This window comes from uncultured Arcticibacterium sp., from assembly GCF_964021845.1.
Lineage (GTDB): Bacteria > Bacteroidota > Bacteroidia > Cytophagales > Spirosomataceae > Arcticibacterium.
On sequence record NZ_CAXHZC010000001.1, the window covers coordinates 1,493,585 to 1,516,384 of the forward strand.

General features: G+C 36.6%; 26 protein-coding genes, 1 other RNA gene and 1 pseudogene. 15 read left to right on the plus strand and 13 right to left on the minus strand.

Annotated features, from left to right (window positions below; genetic code table 11):
* Positions 1-451: 451 nt before the first annotated feature.
* On the plus strand, positions 452-1,024 hold the full coding sequence (locus AADJ06_RS06410) for an N-acetyltransferase (protein ID WP_341225583.1): 573 nt from the start codon (positions 452-454) through the stop codon (positions 1,022-1,024).
* Positions 1,025-1,133: 109 nt separating this feature from the next.
* Here AADJ06_RS06410 and AADJ06_RS06415 read toward each other — a convergent pair.
* A pseudogene (locus tag AADJ06_RS06415) lies at positions 1,134-1,279 on the minus strand (transposase); the annotation flags it as partial.
* A 295-nt stretch (positions 1,280-1,574) separates the two neighbouring features.
* Between AADJ06_RS06415 and AADJ06_RS06420 the strand changes: the two are divergent.
* The 5 genes from AADJ06_RS06420 to AADJ06_RS06440 all read left to right on the plus strand — a co-directional run bounded on the left by AADJ06_RS06420 (position 1,575) and on the right by AADJ06_RS06440 (position 5,316).
* Positions 1,575-1,808: a thioredoxin family protein gene (locus tag AADJ06_RS06420; RefSeq protein ID WP_341225584.1), complete on the plus strand. Its 234-nt coding sequence runs from the start codon at positions 1,575-1,577 to the stop codon at positions 1,806-1,808.
* Positions 1,809-1,883: 75 nt separating this feature from the next.
* A complete protein-coding gene (locus AADJ06_RS06425; protein WP_341225585.1) occupies positions 1,884-2,603 on the plus strand; it encodes a hypothetical protein in 720 nt (239 codons plus the stop codon).
* A gap of 590 nt (positions 2,604-3,193) precedes the next feature.
* A complete protein-coding gene (locus AADJ06_RS06430) occupies positions 3,194-3,799 on the plus strand; it encodes a MarR family winged helix-turn-helix transcriptional regulator (RefSeq protein ID WP_341225586.1) in 606 nt (201 codons plus the stop codon).
* A gap of 550 nt (positions 3,800-4,349) precedes the next feature.
* Positions 4,350-4,712 carry a hypothetical protein gene (locus AADJ06_RS06435; RefSeq protein WP_341225587.1) on the plus strand — a complete coding sequence of 121 codons (363 nt, stop codon included), beginning with the start codon at positions 4,350-4,352 and terminating at the stop codon, positions 4,710-4,712.
* 100 nt (positions 4,713-4,812) lie between these two features.
* Complete coding sequence (locus tag AADJ06_RS06440; protein ID WP_341225588.1) at positions 4,813-5,316, plus strand: hypothetical protein; 504 nt, start codon at positions 4,813-4,815, stop codon at positions 5,314-5,316.
* Between the two features lie 66 nt (positions 5,317-5,382).
* On the opposite strand, the gene AADJ06_RS06445 is transcribed toward AADJ06_RS06440, so the two are convergent.
* Complete coding sequence (locus AADJ06_RS06445) at positions 5,383-6,153, minus strand: class I SAM-dependent methyltransferase (RefSeq protein ID WP_341225589.1); 771 nt, start codon at positions 6,151-6,153, stop codon at positions 5,383-5,385.
* A complete protein-coding gene (gene apaG / locus AADJ06_RS06450) occupies positions 6,153-6,539 on the minus strand; it encodes a Co2+/Mg2+ efflux protein ApaG (RefSeq protein WP_341225590.1) in 387 nt (128 codons plus the stop codon). The genes AADJ06_RS06445 and apaG overlap by 1 nt, the downstream gene beginning before the upstream one ends.
* 71 nt (positions 6,540-6,610) lie before the next feature.
* Between apaG and ung the strand changes: the two genes are divergently transcribed.
* The 4 genes from ung to AADJ06_RS06470 all read left to right on the plus strand — a co-directional run bounded on the left by ung (position 6,611) and on the right by AADJ06_RS06470 (position 8,423).
* Positions 6,611-7,276 (plus strand): uracil-DNA glycosylase, encoded by a 666-nt coding sequence (ung, locus tag AADJ06_RS06455; RefSeq protein WP_341225591.1) that lies wholly within the window; start codon positions 6,611-6,613, stop codon positions 7,274-7,276.
* A gap of 121 nt (positions 7,277-7,397) precedes the next feature.
* Positions 7,398-7,736: a metalloregulator ArsR/SmtB family transcription factor gene (locus AADJ06_RS06460; RefSeq protein ID WP_341225592.1), complete on the plus strand. Its 339-nt coding sequence runs from the start codon at positions 7,398-7,400 to the stop codon at positions 7,734-7,736.
* Positions 7,720-8,175, plus strand: coding sequence for an SRPBCC domain-containing protein (locus AADJ06_RS06465; RefSeq protein ID WP_341225593.1), 456 nt, complete (start codon positions 7,720-7,722; stop codon positions 8,173-8,175). The genes AADJ06_RS06460 and AADJ06_RS06465 overlap by 17 nt, the downstream gene beginning before the upstream one ends.
* A gap of 11 nt (positions 8,176-8,186) precedes the next feature.
* The gene (locus AADJ06_RS06470; RefSeq protein WP_341225594.1) at positions 8,187-8,423 is read left to right on the plus strand and encodes a DUF1059 domain-containing protein; all 237 of its coding nucleotides are present in this window, start codon (positions 8,187-8,189) and stop codon (positions 8,421-8,423) included.
* Positions 8,424-8,499: 76 nt separating this feature from the next.
* Here AADJ06_RS06470 and lepB read toward each other — a convergent pair whose 3' ends face one another.
* The 5 genes from lepB to AADJ06_RS06495 form a co-directional block, all read right to left on the minus strand.
* Positions 8,500-9,624, minus strand: a complete 1,125-nt coding sequence (gene lepB / locus AADJ06_RS06475; protein WP_341225595.1) for a signal peptidase I — start codon at positions 9,622-9,624, stop codon at positions 8,500-8,502.
* A gap of 80 nt (positions 9,625-9,704) precedes the next feature.
* Positions 9,705-10,421 carry a 4-hydroxy-tetrahydrodipicolinate reductase gene (dapB, locus tag AADJ06_RS06480; RefSeq protein ID WP_341225596.1) on the minus strand — a complete coding sequence of 239 codons (717 nt, stop codon included), beginning with the start codon at positions 10,419-10,421 and terminating at the stop codon, positions 9,705-9,707.
* A 72-nt stretch (positions 10,422-10,493) separates the two neighbouring features.
* On the minus strand, positions 10,494-11,321 hold the full coding sequence (locus AADJ06_RS06485; RefSeq protein WP_341225597.1) for a DUF5683 domain-containing protein: 828 nt from the start codon (positions 11,319-11,321) through the stop codon (positions 10,494-10,496).
* A 34-nt stretch (positions 11,322-11,355) separates the two neighbouring features.
* Positions 11,356-12,231, minus strand: coding sequence for a ParB/RepB/Spo0J family partition protein (locus AADJ06_RS06490; RefSeq protein WP_341225598.1), 876 nt, complete (start codon positions 12,229-12,231; stop codon positions 11,356-11,358).
* Positions 12,228-12,851 (minus strand): hypothetical protein, encoded by a 624-nt coding sequence (locus AADJ06_RS06495; RefSeq protein ID WP_341225599.1) that lies wholly within the window; start codon positions 12,849-12,851, stop codon positions 12,228-12,230. Before AADJ06_RS06495 ends, AADJ06_RS06490 begins: the two co-directional genes overlap by 4 nt.
* Before the next feature lie 520 nt (positions 12,852-13,371).
* On the opposite strand from AADJ06_RS06495, the gene AADJ06_RS06500 reads away from it, so the two are divergent.
* Complete coding sequence (locus AADJ06_RS06500) at positions 13,372-14,361, plus strand: alpha/beta hydrolase (RefSeq protein WP_341225600.1); 990 nt, start codon at positions 13,372-13,374, stop codon at positions 14,359-14,361.
* 4 nt (positions 14,362-14,365) lie between these two features.
* On the opposite strand, the gene AADJ06_RS06505 is transcribed toward AADJ06_RS06500, so the two are convergent.
* Complete coding sequence (locus tag AADJ06_RS06505) at positions 14,366-16,711, minus strand: T9SS type A sorting domain-containing protein (protein ID WP_341225601.1); 2,346 nt, start codon at positions 16,709-16,711, stop codon at positions 14,366-14,368.
* A complete protein-coding gene (locus AADJ06_RS06510) occupies positions 16,708-17,049 on the minus strand; it encodes a transmembrane 220 family protein (RefSeq protein ID WP_341225602.1) in 342 nt (113 codons plus the stop codon). Before AADJ06_RS06510 ends, AADJ06_RS06505 begins: the two co-directional genes overlap by 4 nt.
* A gap of 162 nt (positions 17,050-17,211) precedes the next feature.
* On the opposite strand from AADJ06_RS06510, the gene ffs reads away from it, so the two are divergent.
* The 3 genes from ffs to AADJ06_RS06525 all read left to right on the plus strand — a co-directional run bounded on the left by ffs (position 17,212) and on the right by AADJ06_RS06525 (position 18,758).
* Positions 17,212-17,296, plus strand: an RNA gene (gene ffs / locus AADJ06_RS06515) — signal recognition particle sRNA small type.
* Between the two features lie 45 nt (positions 17,297-17,341).
* Positions 17,342-17,998: a fructose-6-phosphate aldolase gene (gene fsa / locus AADJ06_RS06520; protein ID WP_341225603.1), complete on the plus strand. Its 657-nt coding sequence runs from the start codon at positions 17,342-17,344 to the stop codon at positions 17,996-17,998.
* Positions 17,999-18,038: 40 nt separating this feature from the next.
* Positions 18,039-18,758: an ATP-binding cassette domain-containing protein gene (locus AADJ06_RS06525; protein WP_341225604.1), complete on the plus strand. Its 720-nt coding sequence runs from the start codon at positions 18,039-18,041 to the stop codon at positions 18,756-18,758.
* On the opposite strand, the gene AADJ06_RS06530 is transcribed toward AADJ06_RS06525, so the two are convergent.
* From AADJ06_RS06530 to kdsB, 3 genes are read right to left on the minus strand one after another with little or no spacing between them, the layout of a single operon-like run.
* Positions 18,742-19,431 carry a hypothetical protein gene (locus AADJ06_RS06530; protein ID WP_341225605.1) on the minus strand — a complete coding sequence of 230 codons (690 nt, stop codon included), beginning with the start codon at positions 19,429-19,431 and terminating at the stop codon, positions 18,742-18,744. The two genes, AADJ06_RS06525 and AADJ06_RS06530, sit on opposite strands and share 17 nt — an antisense overlap.
* Positions 19,431-20,996: a PglZ domain-containing protein gene (locus tag AADJ06_RS06535; protein WP_341225606.1), complete on the minus strand. Its 1,566-nt coding sequence runs from the start codon at positions 20,994-20,996 to the stop codon at positions 19,431-19,433. The genes AADJ06_RS06530 and AADJ06_RS06535 overlap by 1 nt, the downstream gene beginning before the upstream one ends.
* Before the next feature lie 59 nt (positions 20,997-21,055).
* Positions 21,056-21,799, minus strand: coding sequence for a 3-deoxy-manno-octulosonate cytidylyltransferase (gene kdsB, locus AADJ06_RS06540; RefSeq protein WP_341225607.1), 744 nt, complete (start codon positions 21,797-21,799; stop codon positions 21,056-21,058).
* 113 nt (positions 21,800-21,912) lie between these two features.
* On the opposite strand from kdsB, the gene AADJ06_RS06545 reads away from it, so the two are divergent.
* On the plus strand, positions 21,913-22,764 hold the full coding sequence (locus AADJ06_RS06545) for a LysM peptidoglycan-binding domain-containing protein (protein ID WP_341225608.1): 852 nt from the start codon (positions 21,913-21,915) through the stop codon (positions 22,762-22,764).
* Positions 22,765-22,800: the final 36 nt, after the last annotated feature.

The window sequence follows — 22,800 nt, forward strand, 5'->3', positions numbered from 1 at the left end:
TCTCTTACCCTGCCTTTCCTCCTTGCGGCGGATAGGCTTTTTGTCTTTTCCCATCGCTTTAAATTTGGTTTTACGCGAACTGGCGATCCTACCCAGGGTGGCCCTCTTTCTGGTTCTAAGGTCCTTATAATCTTCCATGTCTTGCTATGGCCATTCGTTTGCATTTACCCATAGGCATTCTTTGCAAATTTGCTCTATACTGTACTTTTGCTTCTGGCATTCAGGTTCATTCAAGTCCGCTTTAGTCCTGTTTAATTCCTTTGTCATAAAAAACAGAATTGCGAAACGCCGCCAAAACAAATCGGTACAAAATGTTTCAGCATTCCGGCCGATTTATAAAGATGTATTTTCAAATTCAATAAAAAACCTATTAGCTTAGTGTATCCTACAAGAAGGATATAGTTAATATGTATTATATCCAGTCGAGGTGTGTAATTTAAATAAAAAAAAGATGCATTTTAAGACTAGATTTGCACGTTTGGATGACAAAAAAAGAATATTAAATCTTTATAAGAAAGTTTCAAAAAACATTGGAGGTATTGCTAGAACTGAAAATGAAATTACAGAAAATTATATCGAAACAAACCTAAAGAAAGCAATAAGTAATGGAGTTTGTTTAGTAATTGAAAATTTAAATACGAATCAGCTAATAGGTGAAATACATTGCTACAAGTTAGAGCCAAATGTTTTTAATCATATTCTATCTGAATTAACAGTTGTTGTTGATTGCGAATACCAAGGTCAAGGACTTGGTAAGTTACTTTTTACATCTTTACTTGAAAATGTAGAAAACAAAAGAATAGAAATATTAAGAATTGAACTTATTGCAAGAGAAAGCAATAAAAAAGCAATCAAATTTTATGAAAAATTAGGATTTAAAATTGAGGGACGGTTTGAAAAACGAATTGACAATGGAACTAAAAATTTCGAAGCTGATATTCCAATGGCTTGGTTTAATAAAAACTACACACAACAATTAGACTCGAATGCAGCGAATAAGGTCCTTCGGCGAAGCTCAGGATAGGCTTAATTTAGCTTTAGTTTTGATTAAGCCTCTTTGATTTCCCCTCTCCTCGGTGCTATTCCTTGCTTTTTGCTGGTCCTCTGTAGAAAGGCTGCAATTCTCTTCTACTTAAGTAGCGAAGTCTTCGGAGTTCGGAAACCCCTATTTGGCCATACTTCTTTCTCCAGTTATAGAATGTGGCATCACTAATTCCCATCTTCCAACATACTTCATAAACAGAGACCACAGTCTCGCTTGTTTGAGAGCAAACACTATCTGACCCTATGTAAATTTGGAGCGTTTCCTACGCAAATTGTTTGTTTAAAATTAAAAATAATTTGCTCGAGTTTCTCTAATTAAGAACGGTCTGATTTACCGTGAAGAGGTCAAGGATGGCTACACTTCAATTAAACCAAGAAAAAGAATGAACCTTTTCAACGATTCAAAAAACATTCATTTATAAAGTCTTATAGAATATATCATCAAAATTCATCAAAATTATTTGTATAGTTAGGAGTCCTTACGATATTTGTGGTGGTAATAATACCAAAACACTTAAAAAGTTAAGAAAATGACAAAATCAGTTTTCTATCACGCAGGTTGTCCTGTTTGCGTAAGTGCAGAACACGACATCGTTAATCTAATCGGTGCAAAAAATGTTGAAATCGTAAACATTGGCGAAGCCCGTAACCGAATTTCAGAAGCAGAAAAAGCAGGAGTAAAATCTGTTCCAGCTCTGCTTACAACAAATGGAAATGTGCTACACATTAATTTTGGTGCCTCAATGGCAGATGTAAAAGGCTAAAAAATTTAAAAACAAAAGTTAGGAATCCTAATTAAAAAAGATTCCTAGCTTTTTCTAAAATCAAAAATTACTAAAATGAAACATTTACTTCTTCTTCTCGGCGTTTGCCTTTTTACAGTTCAAGCTTTTGCTTGCAACAAATGTGGTAACTACAACAATGACGACTTCCAAATCAAAAAGGTAAGCGTAAAGCATTCCCCAGAAATCGGTGCGACAATTTGGGAAATTACTGTAAAGGGATTTGCTGGGAGAACGACACCAAAAGCAGTAGGTCAACTAAACGGTGCACCTGTTTTGGGCTATGTTTTTCCAACTACTTTAAAACCAACTGACGTTGGTTTTGGAGACACCGAAGGCATTGTTGCACTTGCCTTGACTTCTCATCCCGATTTTGATGACACACCACTTTGGGATGAAAACACTGATAGTAATTATGCTAATGACGGAATAATTTGGCATCCGCATTGGGTTATTCTAACAGAAGACAAGCGTGTGGAAGGCGGTTTGGCCGTAAAACAGTTTGACTCAAATGACACAAGTGTTGTGTTACCTAAAACCAATCCGGGAATGCCAATGTATATGGATTCTCCAGGTTTTCAGGTCATCACAAAGGGAAGTACCATAAAAGTTATTGTTCCTGATTACAGAATGAACAACAAAACTGATTTTTCTTATGATGGCGTTGCTGCTTTTATGCAAGTAAATACAGGTGGAGGTGACAAACCAATGCTTGGTGTATACAAAGTGTATTCGGTAGCAAGTGGAAATTTATCTTTACCATACCAAGTAAAGTAATTTTATTTGCCTTGTAAAGTTAGGACTCCTACCTTTGCAAGGCTTTTATTTATAATTATGACATAAGCAATAATATTGTTGCAATTGCCCTTTTTAGGGGTTTAACTATAAAGGCACAATCGCACGATAAAAAAGTAAGAAAATGAAAGTAGCAGTTTAGGACACTTATGTACCAAAAAAAGTAGCGTGATGCACTTTGACATGATTGCAGCTGCAGAAATAAAAGGCTAGTTCATCATTGATATGGAAAATTACAAATGAAACTCTTGCTTTTTCCTTATGGAACTTCACAGTTTAGAGAAAGTTCAGCTTGAAAAATACAATGGAACATAAAAGGAGAGCGAGAAAAATTAGCAGGCTAAAAAATTGAGTATTTACAAATCAAAGAGACAACTATACTAGCAAAAGGTCAAATAGAGCATTATCCTTTTGTTGCTAAATCTGAAAATGGAAGTAATTTTATTGATGGTCTATTATTTAAAGTGAACTTTTTGAACCGATAAGTACGAAGTAAATCAATATAAAAGAATACTTGAAACATTTGTATCAGGCACACAGGCTTGGTTATTTGTAGCTAAAAATATTAAAAAATGAAATACTCATCATTCAATTTAAACGAACAAAATCAAAAAATTGAAAGCCGAATTGTAGTGGCTTTGGAGCGAATATCAGAAGCTTTTCGAGTGTTGCTATGGAACGAAAGCAAAGAAAATTCATTAAGCCCAATACAGATTCAGATTTTAATATTTATCTATTTTCATTCGATAGAAAAATGCAAAGTAGGATATTTAGCAGACGAGTTTAATATGACCAAAGCTACCATTAGCGATAGCGTAAAAGTTTTACTTACAAAAGATTTAGTCAGTAAAGAAACCGACCCATCGGACACAAGAAGTTATTCCCTCTTACTCACATCAGAAGGGAAAAGAATAGCTAAACAAGCATCACTCTTCGCTTCTTCAATTGAACAGCCAATTGACAAACTTTCTGATGAACACAAAACAATAATGCTTAACGGATTGCTTAAGTTGATTTATGACCTTAATAAATCCGGAATTATTACTATTCAGCGAATGTGTTTTACTTGTTCTAATTATAAGGTTGACAAGGGAGTTCATTACTGCAAACTTTTAAAAACTCAACTTGCTGAAAACCAATTGAGGGTAGATTGTGCGGAACACGAAATAATTACATAAAAATCAACGAAAGGCCAGCTTACTAAAATTAAGCTCAAATCCAACGATTAAGCCCCTGTTTCATTTTAATCCCGATAGCTATCGGCTTTAGCTTGGTTAAAGTCCGCTTTAGTCCTGTTTAATTCTTTGGACTTATTCTTTGAAGCCAAAAAGCCATCATACGGAACGCCGCACGGCCGAATCCTCACAAAACCATGACGTAATATATGCTGTACAAATCGACGCAAAAACTCTAAGCCAGAGACTTCATTAGCTTATTTTGAGAGCTATCTCGGTAATCTTTGTAGCTAAAACTTACTTGTTTAATATCTGTTATAATTAAAACTTTAAAACCTAAGCATATTAACTGGTCCGCCTCAAAAACCAAGGTCGTTTTGCGTATACCTTCCGAATAACCTATGGTGTTCTGATGCCAGAATGCTCCCAAATAAATGCTTAGAAAAAAACAAGGAACATTGCATTTGACCTGAGTGCGGTCATAGGTGTACACATTTATACAAAATGTCGATACCGTACCGTGAAATCAATGCTTTATAGCTAATTTTACAACGTGAAAAAGGCGTTAAAATATTTCGGTGTTTTACTCTTTGCAACAGTTTACTGCTTTGCCGTAGGCCGTGTGAGCACATCAGACGTTACCTACCTCGCTCTGAAGACTGAAAAAGGTAAACACATTACCTCCGTTTCTACTGATCTTTTTTCTGGTTTAGTCTCTTCCTACAGGAACTCCTCCCCTTCTCATAGTCTTAAGAATCCTGATTTAAAAGACTCACTTAGTGGACCTTGGATTTTAGAAAAGACCCACAAAGCGGTTTTTATTAGCAAATACTCACAGTATGTGAGTTCTGCCAAAAACCTGCTTATTAGGCATAGAAAAGCAGACATTATTTTCCCCTTCCATTACTTCTGGTAATCTATTTTTTATTTAATCAGCTGCCTTAAAAGGCATTTTGACAAATATTTCATGGGCTTTGCATACGGCATTGCCCTAAAAAACTATATAAAAAATAAAAATGGATTTAGATTTAGGAACTATCATAGTGGGCATAATATGCACCGCCATCTGTGTGGTACCATTCCTTTTAATGGGAAAAAGCCGCAAGAAAAAAGATCAACAGAAATTACAGTCGCTCACAAGCACTGCCAACACACACGAAGGGCGTATTACATCGTACGAGTTTTGTGGCAACTTTGCTATAGCCATAGACAACAAAAAAGGTTTAGTTTTCTTTCATAAAGAAATTAACGGAGAAACAGTGTTAGAGGCTGGAATAGACCTCAACCATATTCAGGAGTGCAGACTCCAAAGCACAAGTATTTCGGTCACTAAGAATAAAGAAAACTATAAAATGATAGAGCGTTTAGAGTTATGTTTTACTCCGCTCAGCAAAGGCGAAAAAGAGATGAAATGGGAGCTTTTTAGCAGAGAAAATAACCGACAGCTTTCTGGAGAGTTACAGGCTGGCGAAAAATGGAGCAAGCTCATTAATCAGCAAATTCATGTTAAGGTTTGGTAAAAAAATAAGCCCTGTGGAAACACCTCAGGGCTTTATAATGCTCTCAATAATGTTCTAATCTATATTTTATGCCCTTAATACAAAGTTTTGCTTGGGCTGATTCTTTCTGAAGAAAACTATTCCGAGTTGGAAAAAGTCGAGGCTGATAGTCACTTCTGAATGAGCCTTTATCTCTTCCCAAGCCTGTTTCATACCTTCTGACCAGTAAATGTCATCAAAAATAAAACAGCTATTTTCATGCGATTTTTCTAGGCAGCGTTTGAAATAACGCATTGTAGGTTCATACTGATGATTGGCATCAAAAAACACAAAATCTAAGGTAGGAAGTTGGCTAGAACAATTCTGTAGCGAATCATCTATATCGCCTAAAAGTGGGGTAATATTATTTAAACCTAAGGTTTTAAAACCCTCTTTTGCTATGGTCATGGTATTAGCACAGCCTTCAAATGTATATACTTTGCCGTATTTGGTAGCTTTTGCCAGCATGGCGGTAGTTACTCCTAAAGAGGTTCCAAACTCCACCACAGTCTTATAATCATATTTGGCAATGATTCTAGCCAAGATACTTGCCCACTTCTTTGACTTTTTAGCTGTCTTGGCTATATCTGCTACTTTTTTATGACTTTTATTAGAGTGTTTTGAGCCAGCACCTAAATCATTAATCTTAATTTCTCTTGGGTCAGAAAGAAGTTGATTTCTTAGTCTTATAATATCGGTATCATCAAAAGGCAACGATTTGTCTTTTATAACATCACGATAAAACTCGAATAAAAAAGGAGAATGAAGACCATGCTCATTGGTAGCTTTTAAAGCATGTTTCAGAAAATCAGCAACCATTAATTTTGAGAAAACGGTGTCATGAGATTAAACTCAGGAATATCCACTTCTATGCGTTTTCCGTCAAGCTGTCTTTCCATTAAAAATGTACCGTACATTTTGCCCAACATGGTAGTAAGGTTACAGCCAGACACATATTTATGGTTTTGACCTGGCTCTATTATGGGCTGTACGCCAATCACACCATCACCTTTAACTTCTCTTTTATAACCATTAGCATCCACTATATGCCAATGTCTTTTTAGAAGCTGTATAGTATACTGGCTATTGTTTTCAATAGATATTTCATAAGCAAACACAAAGTTCATCTGACGTACACTTGAGTAGTACGGTTGATACTTCGTTTTTACGCTCACTTTAATACCTTCTGTAACTGCAGTAACCATTATTTATAATTTCTAAACACAAAAATAACTAATTTAGCTTATTCAAAAAACGTACCCAACATACCATTAGTATGGATGTAAAAATAGAGAGCTCTTGGAAAGAGGTTTTAAGTAAGGAATTTAACAAAGATTACTTTGAAAATTTAATCCAATTTGTAAGACAAGAGTACGCTCAAACTCGCTGCTATCCGCCGGCAAAACTAATCTTCAATGCTTTTGACAGCTGCCCTTTTGATGACGTAAAAGTAGTCATTTTAGGGCAAGACCCCTACCATGGTCCCAATCAAGCTCATGGGCTTTGCTTTTCTGTAAATGATGGCGTGCCTTTACCCCCTTCTTTAAAAAATATTTTCAAAGAACTAAAGGACGATATAGGAAAAGAAATTCCAGATTCTGGAAGTTTACAAGCTTGGGCTAATCAGGGTGTTTTACTTCTTAACGCTACCCTTAGTGTGAGAGCAAACCAAGCTGGTTCGCATCAAAAAAAAGGTTGGGAAAATTTTACAGATGCTGTTATTGACCACATTAACAAAGAAAAAGAAGGTGTAGTATTTATGCTTTGGGGCAATTATGCCCAAAACAAGGGAAAACTAATTGACCAAACTAAACACTTGGTTTTAAAAGCCAGACACCCCTCCCCTTTGGCAGCCAACTTTGGCGGTTGGTTTGGTCAAAAGCACTTTTCGCAGTGTAACACCTATCTAAAAAACTTAGATAAGCAGCCTATAGTCTGGTAGTTAACTCCTTTCTTATTAATCTAAAACCATATTTTAATCGGTCATATCGAAAATAATGTCGAAACATTTGCGTAACCAAACGATTACGCATAGATTTGTAACCAATTAGCTACATAAAATTATGCGAAGGGACGTTTTTCAGGCCATTGCCGACCCTGTAAGAAGGGACATTATTGAATTATTGGCAGAGGAATCACTTTCGGTAAACTCAATAGCCGAGAAATTTGAAATTAGCCGACCCGCCATTTCTAAACATTTAAAGATTTTAAAGGAATGTGAAATAATCGATTATAAAAAAGACGGCAGAGAACGGTTTTGTTACATACAAGCCAAAAACTTAATTCCTGCCTTTATGTGGATAGAGCAATACCGCAAACTATGGGAAGGCAAATTAGACTCATTTGAAAAGTACTTATACGAACTACAATCCAAAACGAAAGAGAATGGAACAACCGAGTAATAGAACAATATCAATCAATAGAACCTTTAACGCCCCCATTGAATTGGTGTGGGAGGCATGGACACAGGCGGAGCACATTGCCAAATGGTGGAGTCCAAAGGGAATAGAGACTAAGGTAATAGAGCACGATTTTAGTGTAGGCGGAAAATGGAAATACATTATGCCAATGCCAAACGGTCAGGAATTTACTGCAGAAGGCCAATACACCGAAATAGTAAAACTCAAGAAAATTATTTCATCAGCCAATTTTAGACCCATGACCGAGGGAGTGGAAATACAATCGCTCTTTAAAGAAAATGGCGATAAAACAGACTTTACTTTTAATGTGATTCACCCTACAGAAGAATACAAAATCCAACAAGAGAAAATGGGCATAATGAACGGCTGGGGTTCTGTATTTAACAGACTAGACGAACTATTAAAAAACACCAAACAATAAAATATAAGAATATGAAAACAATGACCTGCAAACAGCTGGGAGGAGCGTGCGACAAAGAATTTCACGCCGCTACATTTGATGAAATTGCCGAAATGAGCAAAGCTCATGGTACTGAAATGTTCCAAAACGGTGATAAAGTACATTTAGAAGCAATGAACAAAATGGGAGAATTGATGCAATCGCCCAATGCAATGATGGAGTGGTTTAACAATAAAAGAAAAGAGTTCGACGCCTTACCTGAAAATTAACAAACGCAGCTCCATCTTTTAACATAAAAAAAACGACCTCTTTTGGAGGTCGTTTTCTGTATAAATGGTTTCAGTTTTACTTAATCAAACTGAATAATCTTTTCCATCTGATTTTATTAAGGAAGGTTCCTTCCGCATCAATAGACATCCAGATAAATACTGCTTTACCTACGATATGGTCAGCAGGTACAAAGCCCCAGAAACGGCTATCGTCAGACTCATAACGGTTATCACCCATCATGAAGTAGTAATCTTGTTTAAATGTATATTCTGTTATAGAAGAACCATCAATGTAGATTTTACCGTCTTTAACCTCCGCATTATCATTATGGTCAAAAGTGGTGATTACACCTTTATAAAGAGCAAAGTTCTTTTCGTCGTTAAGGTCTACAGTCATACCCTTTTTAGGAATAGTTACTGGGCCAAAGTTATCTCTGTTCCAGTTCATCAATTCCGGTTTATAAGGGAAGGTTTTATAGGGTGTAGTTTCGTCACCTGCTTCTATGATATCTGGGTAGATATTAGAAATAAAATCAAGTCCATTAAGATTATCAACAGCACTTTCAGTAGCGTTTATGGCGTAATAGTATTTGCCATCTTGCGTTCCTGAGCCACGTTCTGTAACATCATACTTTTTCCAAAGATTAGGATTGATATTCGTATTACTTTCTACGGTATACCATTTTTGAAGCCCGTCTGGGTCTTCCACAGCTTTATCGTTAACATAAACCTGAGCATCTTTAATACTTACCACATCTCCAGCTATTCCAATACACCTTTTAATATAGTTCGTTCTTAGGTCTACGGGGTATTTGTCAAAACCACCAAATTGGTCTGGTCTTTCAGGGCAACCTGGATAGTTAAAAACCACCACATCATTATTCTTTACGCTGGTAAAGCCTGGTAGTCTGTAGTTTGGTAATTGTATTGCTGTAGAATACGAAGGGATATCTGTAAACCAGATTTTTTGGTGCGTAAGAGGAACTTGTAAGATAGTTCCTGGTGTACGAGTACCGTAATGCACCTTGCTCACAAACAAGAAATCATTAACCAACAAGCTTTTTTCCATAGAGCCTGTAGGGATGGTGTATGCCTCCAAAAGCAGCCATCTTATTAAAGTGGCGGCTACTACCGCAAATAATACAGAATCAAACCATTCTCTGATTGGACCTTTCTTTTTCTTTACTTCTTCTGTTGCCATTTAGCTATTAAAATTTGGGCGAAACTAATTTAATTATTTCAATAATACCTTAAAAATTGTAGGAAGGGTCAATATTGAGGCTAAAAACCAAGCATTTCATCCATTCCCACTACACCTTTCTGATTTTTGACCCATTCTGCAGCTATTACTGCACCTAGTGCAAAACCCTGTCTGCTCTTGGCTTCATGCCTAATCTCAATCTCATCTACATCAGAAATATACTTGATAGTGTGCGTTCCCGGAACCTTCCCTTCACGCAAACTCCAGATAGGAACTTCGTCTGCTTTAGGAATGGCCTGATTAACCCAAGACTTTTTAGATTCATTGTTTTCCATAATGCCTTCGGCCAATGTAATGGCTGTTCCGCTAGGTGAATCTAGTTTTTCAGTATGATGAATTTCGGAGCTTGTAATTTCATATTGTGGCTGCCCATTCATCAATTTTGCTAATTGCTTATTTAGCTGAAAAAATAGGTTTACCCCTACACTATAATTACTGGCGTAAAAGAAAGTAGTATCGTTTGCTGTGCAAAGGCTTTCAATTTCCGTTCTGTGTTCTAACCAGCCTGTAGTTCCTGAAACCGTTTTCAAACCCTTTGACATACAAAACTTCAAGTTTTCATAGGCTGATGCTGGCGAGCTAAACTCAATCACCACATCCGTATTTTCAGGACTCATCTTTTCCCTATCGGTCAAATTAGAAACATCTATTTTAAAAGAAATCTCATGGCCTCGGTCTAAAGCTATTTGCTCTATAACCTTTCCCATTTTCCCATAACCTAACAGTGCAATTTTCATCTTTTATATTTTCTAAAATTCTAAAACAAACATCGTCAAACATTCCTAAGCAAACCCAAACGCGAAAGGATTTCATTTAAAACTAAAAGCCACTTTAACGCCAGAAGCATGCATACCGAAAGTTTCGGGCCCTGCTGGTGAAACTCGCCATGATATATCATCTGACACATCAAAAGACTTTAAATGGGCTGCCACATTAGCTTCTAAAGCAAAGAACAACCAACCCGCAGCAAAACCTATAATAGAGGCATCTCGCCATCTTCGATACTGGTCTTTGGCAGATTTAAAAGTAGCTGTGCTAAACGCACCAACCACATCATCGTTTTCAGTACTTTGAGCTATATAGTAGTCTTCTACAAAACCGTCAACTTCTCCATTTTGAGCCAACAAGACAAATTGGTTTCCTTCGGTATCTTGTAAGTAAAAAGTACTGTTATCGGCATCATTTGACAAGAAAAACTCAAAACCAGCAGAAGGTACAGCATTGGTAGAAGTAATGGTAGTTCCTTCATAAAAAACCAAGCCTCTGCTAAGAAGCGTAGCACGGCTGTAGTGACCTAAATACTTTTGGTATCTTATATTATTAGTATGTGCTCCAAAATACCAACCAGCTCCTGCTGCTCCGTATACCAAACCCATTTTCCAATAATCTCTATTGGTATATTGTCCCCAACCAGGCAAAAACAACGAACGAACAAAAGCAATCTTTGGCTTTTCGTCTGGCTCATAAGGCTGAAAGCCGAATGTTTTAGCCAATGTTTTCAGAAATACTTTTGAGGTATCTTTCGACTTTAACTCCACATTTTTAACCAGTGAATCTAATTGAATCACTGTAGAGTCTTTTTGCCCAAGGGCGGTAAAACTCAATAGAAAGAAAAATAAAAGATTAAAAGACCTCATAGGGGTATAAAACGGAATAGCAGACCATAAAATTCTACTTCTTTTTGAGCCTGTTTAATATTTCTTCCAATTGTTCTGTCGATTTGAACGGAATCTTAATTTCACCTTTGCTTTTTGCATCAGACTTCACCAAAACTTTAGTTCCAAACCACGAAGCCAGGCTCTCCTGAAGGTTTAAGTGCTCATTCCTTAAGGTCGACACTTTCTTAGGTGCTTTTTCTTCTACTTCTTTTTGATTAATAGTTCTTACCCACTCCTCTATTTTTCTTACAGAAAGCTGGTCTGTCACGGCCTTTTTAAAAACCTTTGACATCATGGCCTCATCGTCTAAACCCAAAATGGCTCTAGCGTGCCCCATTGAAATAGCTTTTTCTCGCAATCCTTCCTGAACCTCCGCCGGCAACTTTAGCAAACGTAGGTAATTATTAACCGTAGAGCGTTTCTTACCTACTCTATCGCCTAGGTCTTCCAAATTTAAACTACAGTCCACCATAAGTCTTTGATAGCTCTGAGCTATCTCTATGGCGTTTAAGTTTTCTCTTTGAATATTCTCTATCAATGCCATTTCTAGCATTTGCTGACTATCCGCCGTTCTGATATAGGCAGGAATATTTTTTAAATTGGCCAGTTTAGAAGCCTGCAAACGTCGCTCTCCAGAAATCAGCTGATATTTTCCTTCAGAAATTTCTCTCACCGTAATTGGTTGAATTATTCCTTGGGTTCTAATAGAATCGGCCAACTCTTGTAAAGCCTCCTTATCAAAATGCGTTCTTGGTTGGTAAGGGTTAGTTTCAATAGCCGTCAAAGCTATATCCGTACTGAGTACGGCTTTTTCTTCTTTCTTTTCTTCTACTTCCTTTTCAGGTAATAACGCTCCTAAACCTCTACCAAGTCCTCTTCGCTGTTTCATCTATTTATATCTAAAAGGTTATTTGCTAAATTTAAATAAGTAACGGCTGCCTTCTCTGTCATTTTACTTTGAGAAAAGGTCTTAAAATCTTTTTGTCTTGCCAAATAATAATTTCGCTGAATAGCTGGCTCAAAAACTGATGTACCAAAATACTCTGTCAAATTTAACACTGCATTTTCACTCGGTTTTGAATCCTTTCTTAGCATTACTGGAATAATTCCCTCCAGTTCTATCTTTAACTCCGAAACTTTTTGAAAGAAAGGTTTCAAACTATTCAGACCATAATACTCTGCTTCTACAGGAACAATTAGTTTGCTTTCTGAGCCCAACCGCTCCGTTACCTTGTCAAAACTATTTATGCTTGCATCTACCAGAATAAATTGAAACTCATCAAATTTAACAGTATCAAAAGCATCCATTTGACAAAAGCTCATAAACGGTGATATGTATATTACATCATCACTATTTTTAGGATTAAGCAAACTATTAACCCAGCTTTTATCTGTCCCTACAAGTAGGGTCTTTTTGCCCATTGCCGCAAAGCACAACGCCAAATTAAAAGCTGTGGTGGTTTTACCAGATTTGCTGGCATTATTAGAAATAATGTATGTTTTCGCCATAATTCTCCACAAATTTCTTCTTAAAAGATGGCATTGCAAACTTTTGTTCCACGATTTTTCTCACAAATGTTCCACGGCCATGAATATCAGGTCAAAAGCATTTTGACATGGATAAGCTAAAACCATTTAAGTGATTAGTTTTTAGCCCGCTTTTGTATATTTCTCAAACCTATTCTTTTTTGACCAAACTATTTTCGCTGTTAAATACTTAGTTAGAAGTAAAACTGAAAAATGTTTAAACTGAGGATTTCTAATTTAATTAGAAGCAAGCAATAGGCAAAGTGTTAGAGGCTTCTGATAGCTACTTTTGAGCCTTTAAGTTTTACAAAGAAAATCTTTGTAGAGTTTCATTGGTATCATTAAACATTTGATAAAGATTCTTGGCTTAAATCTTACTTTAAAAAGTAGCATGAGTAAAAAAAACTAAACTCTATTATAAAACGGGGCCAGAAAATTAGGACCGTAAAAATCAAAGTAATTCTTAACTTTCGTTTTTAAACTCATCAACTAAACCCTAATAATGAAAAAGACCTTAATTATTTTACTAGCTTTAATAGGCATCGGTTACGCTTTTTATATAAACGGCCCAAAACCTATAGCCCCAGATTTAAACCAAACTTACAATTTCAAACTTCCTTCTAAGCTTGATGATTTGGAAAAATTCATTTCAGAAAGAGAAGCCATCATACCTGGAATTAGAACCGCAAACAAAGCCGAATTTGTTTGGGCCGATGACTCCGCAAAAACCGTTACTGCCTACGCTATAGTTTATATTCATGGGTTTTCTGCGTCTCACATAGAAGGAGCTCCTGTTCATGAAAACTTGGCTAAAAAATATAATGCTAATTTATACAAAGCTCGGCTTTCAGAACATGGTATAGACCTTGGCGATGAAACCATGGCAAACATGAATGCTGATGATTACATTGCCTCTGCAGAAGAGGCATTAGCTATTGGCAAAAAAATAGGTCAAAAGGTCATTTTAGTAGGAACATCGGCAGGTGGTGCTTTAACTACATTCTTAGCTTCTAAACATCCCGAAATAGAAGCTGTAGTTCTTTATTCGCCATGTATTAAAATATATGACGATAATGCCGAACTTATTGATAACCCATGGGGAAGAGATTTGGCCGAGCTAATTCAAGGAAAACCTTTTAATGATATTACTCCAAAAAATGATGACCAGCCAAAATACTGGACCATGCATTACAGGTTAGAAGGTGTGGTAGCTTTGCAAAACTTCCTCACGCATGCTATGACTCCAGAAACTTTTAATGCTGTAAAGTGCCCTGTGTTTATGGGTTATTATTACAAAGATGAGGCCCATCAAGATAACGTAGTTTCCGTACCTGCCATGCTAGAAATGTTTGACGACTTAGGAAGTACGGATAAAACTAAGATGGCTTTCCCAGAGGCTAATAATCATGTACTAGCCTCTTGGGTACTATCCGAAGATGTTGAAACTGTTCAACAAGAAACAGAGAAATTTTTGGACAGAATTATAAAGTAAAATATCAAATTTTGACAAAACGTGAGAAGGAATAAGAGTCGTCTGCATTTCTTATTCTAAGGATATATGCTCCAGCCGAAAGCTCAGAGATTTTTATTATTCGTTGCGTTTTGTCAAAGTATAATTTAAATTTCTCTCCTGCGGTATTAATCACAGAAACATCTTTTATACTAATATTTTCAGCATACTTAAGTACTTCTGATGCTGGGTTAGGATAAATCTTTAATCCTAATGATGATTTCTCTACACCTAAAACTTTTCTTACGGTAACTTGGGTACTTGCTAAGGCAGAGCAGCCAGCATTTGAACCTACTATAACTTCGTAGCTTCCGCCATGTGTTAAGAGAGCATTCGGAATGCTTGGATTCTGCAAGTCGGATGTAAAGCCATTTGGTCCAGACCAAGAATAAGTATCTCCGCCAGAGGCACTTAATTCTATAGTTTGACCTTCATTATATTCACCACCGCTATTTGCCTGAGCATTTACAGTGATTACATTAATATCAATACTTGTTGGTTCTGTGGTTTGACAGCCTTCTAAGCTACAAGTTGCTGTAAAACTAGTTGACGCCGATGGCGATACCTGTATCTGGTTAGTTGTTTCCGCAGTAGACCATAGTAAGTTTCCTCGGTCACATTGTCCATTTAGGGCAAGGGTATTATCTGTTTCAGCACATTTCTCTAATATATCGCCAGACAATATAGGCTTTGCGAGTTCTTGAATCGAAAAAGAAATTGGCTCAGAAGACAAACCGCTCTGATTTGTAAAGGTTATGCTGTAAGAACCATCTCCTAAAAGCGAGTCTAGCACAAACTCATTATACGCATCTCCCTGCATTAGTGTGTAGGAATCCTCTCCCTGATTTACAGTAGCGGTATAATTACCCTCCTCTAAAGTGGCTACAATAGTTTCTTGAGGGCAGTAAACTTCTTTATTAATTGAAGCGGCCAACTTCTGGTCTAATCCAAACTCTCCGTTCGCCGAAATGTAATTAGTATAAAGGTTATAGGTTTCATTTGCACCTATATCGGCATTAGTTCCAGAATAAAGTGCAATCACTCCTCCATCTATATGCGGTAAAATTCTAAAAACTCCGTACCAATTAAATGCTGTTATTGATTTACCTGTTTCTCCAAATATTTGATTTCCGTCTCCATCAATATGCTGTATAGATAAATCATACCCGCCTGACTTTGAGGTAAACCAAAGATTATACAAACCGTTTTTACCATCCGAAGCGTACTTATTTGGTACCACATAGTTTTTACCTGGTTGTACAGCATAAATTTGCTTCTGCCATAAAACATTTCCAGCAGCATTAAACCTAGCTGACATCATCCTATGAACAGCCCCAGGCTCTATCCAAGCCACAGAGCCACCACCATCTTCATTTAAACTTGCATGAATATCGTAACTGTCAGAAGTACCCAGCTGTACTCCACCAGCTCCCCAAACATTATTTAAACTCTCGTCCAAACGTTGTGCTATAACCTTTCTCCCCGCATCAGACTTCAAAGTTCTCCCAATTATTACCTGTCCATTTACTACAGTAAAGTCATCAAACCTGGATTCTCCTGGAAATGGGTTTTGAATAAAACTGTCGTTTGAAAACAATTGCTGATTGTCTTTATCGTAACTCGATATTTTGTAGTTTCCAAAACCTTTATTTATTAGAACAATCAATCTTTTGTTAGTCTCATCAAACGCAACCTTTGAACCTTCAAAATATGTTTCATCAATCAGAAACCAGTTACCTTCTATTACTCCAGACAAGTCCATATGTACTCCAACTATGGAATTTGCACCTGAACCTAATCCTGTATTAAACACTACTTTAATTTTGTTCGCTGCAACTTCCGAAATAGCCAAAGTTCCCATAGTTACATCTGAATTAGTAACCACTCTGTCCACGTTTATTTTTTTACTTTGAGCTAATACCGTAACTCCAGAGGCACTAATAAAGTTATAATGCACCTCTTTCTGGGTAGTAGAACTAGGATTGACTACTTTATGCCAAGCCACCATAAGGTCGCCACTACTTAAGAGGTACATGCTCTTAAGGGTTAATGTATAATTGACGGCGTCTTCTACCGTTCCTACTTTCACCCCGTTAGATTCCCATTGGGCTTCACCAAATTTGTTTAATTTTTGAACAAAGAGTTCTCCTTTACCATTTCGGTTGTCCGTCCAGCAGTAGTAAGTATTACCAAATTCATCTGAGGTATACTCCGCATCAAATTCTGAATTATTTTCAATTCCTAAAGGGTTGGGTTTGGAATCTAATTTGCTCCATTGAGAAAAGCCAGCTAGAAATATAAACTGGAATGCAAAAAGAAGTAAGTTTTTCATTTCTTATCTATAAAACTGTAAATGGTTAAAACGGCTGCACAAATAATGAGCCCTAAAGATTCTCTTCCTAATTCAATGTTAAGCGTTTTCATGCCCACTTGATCTAGTAAAACACCCTCCCACTCTGGAGGAAACTGATTAATTCCCCAAATGAGATAAATTATGGCTACTGCCCAATAAGAATCCGTGGTATTTCCTCTAATTTTCCTAAATCCGAGAAATGCAACTAGCAAATATGCCGCTATCCAAGTAAAAGGATCTGGATCGTTCAATTGGACTATGGCAGAAAGCACCATTATAAGAACTGAGAGCCAGAGTATTATATTTTTGTAAGCCATAATTTATTATCAATTCTAAGGCAAAATTAGTAAATCAAAGCCTTTGAAACTTCAAAATCCTGAGTTTTAATCTATTAAAGGAGTCTCAAAATGGCAACAAAATATTTTTATGAAATTATCTAGTCAATCATTGGGCTAGATAAGAGAAAGTACTACTTTTGTGGCGGCAAATTACCAGCTCCTGCTGAATCCCCCAGGGCCGGAAGGCAGCAAGGGTAGGTGGTTGAGCGGTGAATTTGCCATTTTTTTTTCTCTACTTTTTTTTATTTCAAACCTATCATACATTTTTCACATGAAATTCTTTATTGATACCGCAAGTTTAAAAGATATTCAAGATGCTCAAGACTTAGGTGTTTTAGATGGTGTAACCACTAATCCATCATTAATGGCCAAAGAGGGAATTGGCGGAGCAGAAAACGTAAACAATCACTATAAGGCAATTTGCGAAATAGTAGATGGCGACGTAAGTGCTGAAGTTATTTCTACTGATTTTGAAGGAATAGTTAGAGAAGGAGAAGCTTTAGTAAAACTTCACGAGCAAATAGTAGTAAAGGTTCCTATGATACCTGAAGGAATTAAAGCTATAAAATACTTCACGGAAAAAGGAATTAGAACTAACTGTACCTTAGTATTCTCTGCAGGTCAAGCTCTTTTAGCTGCCAAAGCAGGTGCTACGTATGTATCGCCTTTTATAGGACGTTTAGATGATATTTCTACTGATGGTCTTCAGTTAATTGAAGATATCAGATTGATTTTTGATAATTACGGCTACCCAACCCAGATTCTAGCTGCTTCTGTACGTCACCCAATGCATATTTTAGAGTGTGCTAAAATTGGTGCTGATGTAATGACAGGGCCACTTTCTGCTATCATGGCTTTAGCCAAGCATCCTCTTACAGATAGCGGTTTAGCTAAATTCTTAGCTGACCACGCTAAAGTAAACGGATAGTCTTTATAAGATTAATTTCTTAAGAAGGTTCAAGAAATAGATGCCAAAGTTTATCTTTGTGTCTATTAAACTTGAACCTTTTTTTATGGTAATTTCTGTAAGCAACGCCGACATCTATCAAAAAGAGAACTTAATCCTGTCTGATGTTAATTTAAATATCAATGAAGGCGAGTTTGTATTTATGATTGGTAAAACTGGAAGCGGGAAATCGTCGCTTCTGAAAACCCTCTATGCCGACTTATGGCTAGAAAAAGGCAGAGCTACTGTAGCAGGTTATAACCTTCATGAAATCACCAGAAAAGAAATCCCAATGTTGAGAAGGCAAATAGGAATTGTGTTTCAAGATTTCCAGCTTTTGACCGACAGAAATATTAAGAAGAATTTGGTATTCTTTATGAAAGCTATGGGCTGGAAAGAAGAGTATGAAATTAATGCTAGAATAGCCGAAGTAATGGTTTTGGTAGGAATGCCAGAAATTCTAGAGAAAATGCCTCATCAGCTTTCTGGTGGAGAACAGCAGCGAATTGCGATAGCAAGAGCCCTTTTGAATAATCCACAAATTCTAATGGCCGATGAGCCAACAGGAAATTTAGACCCAGAAAAATCAATAGAAATATTGAAACTTTTCTTGAAAATTAATCAGGATTCAGGCACCGCTGTTTTAATGGCTACTCACGACTTAGAGCTTATAGAACGTTTCCCGAAAAGAACAGTTTTTTGTGACAAAGGAACCCTAAGCGACCTTACAGAAAACCTGTAAATCCTAGTTTCACCTGAATAGTGGTGGGCTTAATGATAGTCTCTATATAATCTGTGGTACCATCAGAAAGTATAAAAGCAGAATTCCTTCTTATGCTTCTCACCTTTTCGGCATATTGATAATAAAATCCGATATCAATATAACGGAGCTCCCCGTTTCTGTTTTCTCTTTTTATACCTAAACCAGCCCCTAGTCCATAATTCTTAGTGGTTTTGGCTACTTTAATAATGTTGGTTGTTTCGTCTGTAGACAGTACCTCGGTTATGGTAGAATTTACGAACTCCGGTCCCATAAATAAATCAAAGAAAGGATTTATTTTACTCGCAGCTAAAATTGGCCTATAACGAACCACGCCATTTATCCAGAAAGACCTGTGACTATTGCTAAAGCTACCTCCTATTTGACTGTCGACGGGGTCTGTTCCCCAAGGCATAAAGCCCACCTCTGCTCCTATTTGCACTGGCGAATTAATACCTGACTTTCGCTGAAGATTAAAAAGAAAACCTCCATCAAATCCAATTTTGGAGGTTTTCCTATTAAAATTATCTAGGTAGGTTTTGTATTCGCCTGTAGCAGAACCTGAAACTAAATGTACGTACCAGGAGCCCTTATCCACTTCTTGAGCATTTGCCTTAAATCCGATAAGCACTACTAGAACTAAAAAATAACGCATTACTTAGCTTTTAAATAAACAAAGGGGATAATCATTTCTTCCATTGACACTCCTCCATGCTGGAAAGTATCTTTATAGTGACTTACATAATAATTGTAGTTATTTGGGTAAGCAAAGAAATGGTCGTCAGTAGTAAAAAAATATGAAGTAGAAACATTAGGACTTGGTAATCCAAAATCGTCAGGTCTTCTTACTTCTATTACATGGTCTTTCTTATCAGTAAGATTCAGGTTTTTCCCTTGCTTATAACGCAAATTGGTGTTGACATTTCTGTCTCCCACTATCTTCTTCGGATTTTTAACACGAACCATACCATGGTCTGTTGTGATTACTAAACGAGCCTTGCTTTCTGAAATCATTTTCAATAAATCAAGCAACGTAGAGTGCTCTAACCAAGATTTAGTAATAGAACGGTAAGCGGCTTCATCAGGAGCCAGCTGCTTAATCATAGCTGAATCTGTTCTTGCATGAGAAAGCATATCCACAAAATTATAAACAATGCAGTTTAAATCGTTTTGAAGCATATTATTGAAATTATCATTCAATGATTTGCCGTGGGCATTAGTAATAATCTTATGATAAGAATATCTAATTTTCTTATTGGCTTTTTTCAATTGCCTTTCTAAAAACTCCTTCTCATTCTTATTAAGCCCATCTTCATTATCTCCTTCGTCATTTACCCATAAGTCTGGATGCTTTTTTGACATTTCTAAAGGCGTCATACCTGAGAAAATTGCATTACGAGCATAAGATGTTGCCGTAGGCACAATAGAATAATACGTTTCTTCGGTTTCAACCGTAAAATACTCCGTCAAAACATCTCTAATAACTTGCCATTGGTCAAGCCTAAAATTATCAATCAGAAGAAAGAATAAGGGAGAATTATCTTCCAAAAGTGGAAAAACATTCTTCTTCATCAAATGATGCGACATTACTGGCCTATCAATGTTCGGGTTACAAATCCAATCTTCATAGTTATCTTCTATAAATTGAGAGAATTTATTATTGGCTTCCACCTTTTGCATTTCAAAAACTTCTTCCATAGACTTATCGGAAGATTTTTCTAACTCTAGCTCCCAATAAACAAGTTTCTTGTAAATGTCAGCCCACTCATCATGGTCAATGTGGTCATTATACTGCATTGCCAAATTTCTGAATTCTTGCGAGTAACTGGAGTTAGTTTTTTCAGAAACTAATCTCTTATTATCCAAAAGCTTCTTAACCGACATCAAAATCTGATTTGGATTAATTGGCTTAATCAGGTAATCAGCTATCTTGGAGCCGATTGCCTCTTCCATAATGTGCTCTTCCTCTGATTTTGTAATCATCACACATGGAATAGAAGGCTTAATTTTCTTAATCTCAGCTAGCGTATCTAGGCCACTCATTCCGGCCATCATTTCATCTAAGAAAACAATATCATAATTGTTATTTTGAACCTTATCTAATGCATCAGAGCCACTTGGTACTGGAGTCACATCATATCCCTTGCCTTCTAAAAAAACAATATATGGTTTTAGTAGGTCTATCTCATCGTCTGCCCACAGTATCGAATATCTATTCATAATTTAGTAGCTTATTTACTTTAGTTTTATTGCTAATAATAATGACTAAAACCGCCGTTTTATTGCTGCTTAAAGCCTAAACCTTTCAAATCTTCTGGCGTGTCAATTCCAACACTATCATACTCAGTCTCTTTGACCATAATTTTATACCCGTAACCTATCCATCTCAGTTGTTCAAGTTTTTCGGTATTCTCCAAAACATTGGTTGGTAACTTTACTATTTGTTCTAACACGTCATTTCTAAAGGCATAAATTCCTATATGCTTAAAAAACTCTCCATGCTCTAACCAATCTTCCCTTTCCACACCTCTAACAAAAGGGATAGCTTGTCTACTAAAATATAGAGCTTGCTTTCTCATAGTGAGCACAGCCTTTACCACATTAGCGTCTTCTAGAGTCTCTAAGTCCTTTATTCTTTTTACCGCCGTTGCTATTTCCGTTTTGAAATCTAAAAGATCAATAACCTCGTCTATAAGTTCCGTTCTTATAAAAGGTTCATCACCTTGAATATTTAAGATATAGTCATAGTCATTATCAATTTTCAACTGAAGGTACGCCTCAGCACAGCGGTCGGTTCCACTTGGGTGAGTTTCCGATGTCAAAAGAGCTTTTCCACCAAAAGACTCCACATGATCTTTAATTCTAATATCATCTGTAGCCACCACTAGGTCTGCAATAAGGTCTGATTTGATACTTTGTTCATACACCCGTTGAATGAGTGTTTTCCCTCCTACATCCACTAATGGTTTTCCTGGAAATCGAGTAGATGCGTATCGTGCTGGAATAATTCCTAGTATTTTCAATATTCTTTAAATTTGGAAGTTTTAAATATACAAGATTTGTTTTTTTTCGGGCTCCTACACCACCTTAAATGGATAAATTCTTTACATTTGTTACAATAATGCTTCCTAATAAAATGAAAACACTCACTGCAACGATTTTGAGCTTACTGCTCTGTTCGCAAGTTTTTGCGACAATCACTATTCCTAACGATTCTTTGGTGTCTCAAAACGACAGCAATAAAAAATTTCTAGAGCACAAAGTTAGTTCGGATGAAACACTTTATAGCCTGCTTCGCAAATATAATTGCACAGCAGATGAAGTTTTTAGTGCAAACCCATCCCTTCACGGTAGTAGCAATATTTATGTCAATCAAATTATAAAGTTCCCTACCGCTGTGCCAAATACGTCCATAGTAAGTAGCAGAAAAGCTTCTGAGGTTAATACCGAGGGAGAAATAAGTACTGTGCACCACGTTCGAGCTAAAGAAACGCTATACAGCATTAGCAAGCAGTACAATGTTGATATTGAAAAATTAAAGTCTATCAACAAAATTCAAGAAAACGAAATCAGTATCGGGCAAACTTTAATAATTAGAAGTTCGCTAAAAAATTACGAAGAACATATTGCAAAAAGTGTTTCAAGTAGATTTCCAGACAATAAGATACCAGAAAAATTTGTAGTTCCGAACGCCCCTATGGGCGAAAAAATAAGTGAAATTGGTATTGCCGAGTTAATCTCAACCGACAGAAGTTCTACCAGAATGCTTGCCTTACACAAAACAGCTCCTTTGGGTTCGCTTATGACCGTAAAAAATGAAGCTACTGGTGACCGCATAGTGGTTAAGGTGATTGGTAAACTTCCTGATACTGGAAATAATGCCAATACTATTGTAAGGCTTTCGCCTACGGCTTTTTACAAGTTAAACCCTAAAGACATTAAATTCAGAGCAGAAGTGGCATACTTTGTAGCTCCTAACGTCAACTAATTGGAAAAATTCAAGCGTATTATCTGGAATATAGTT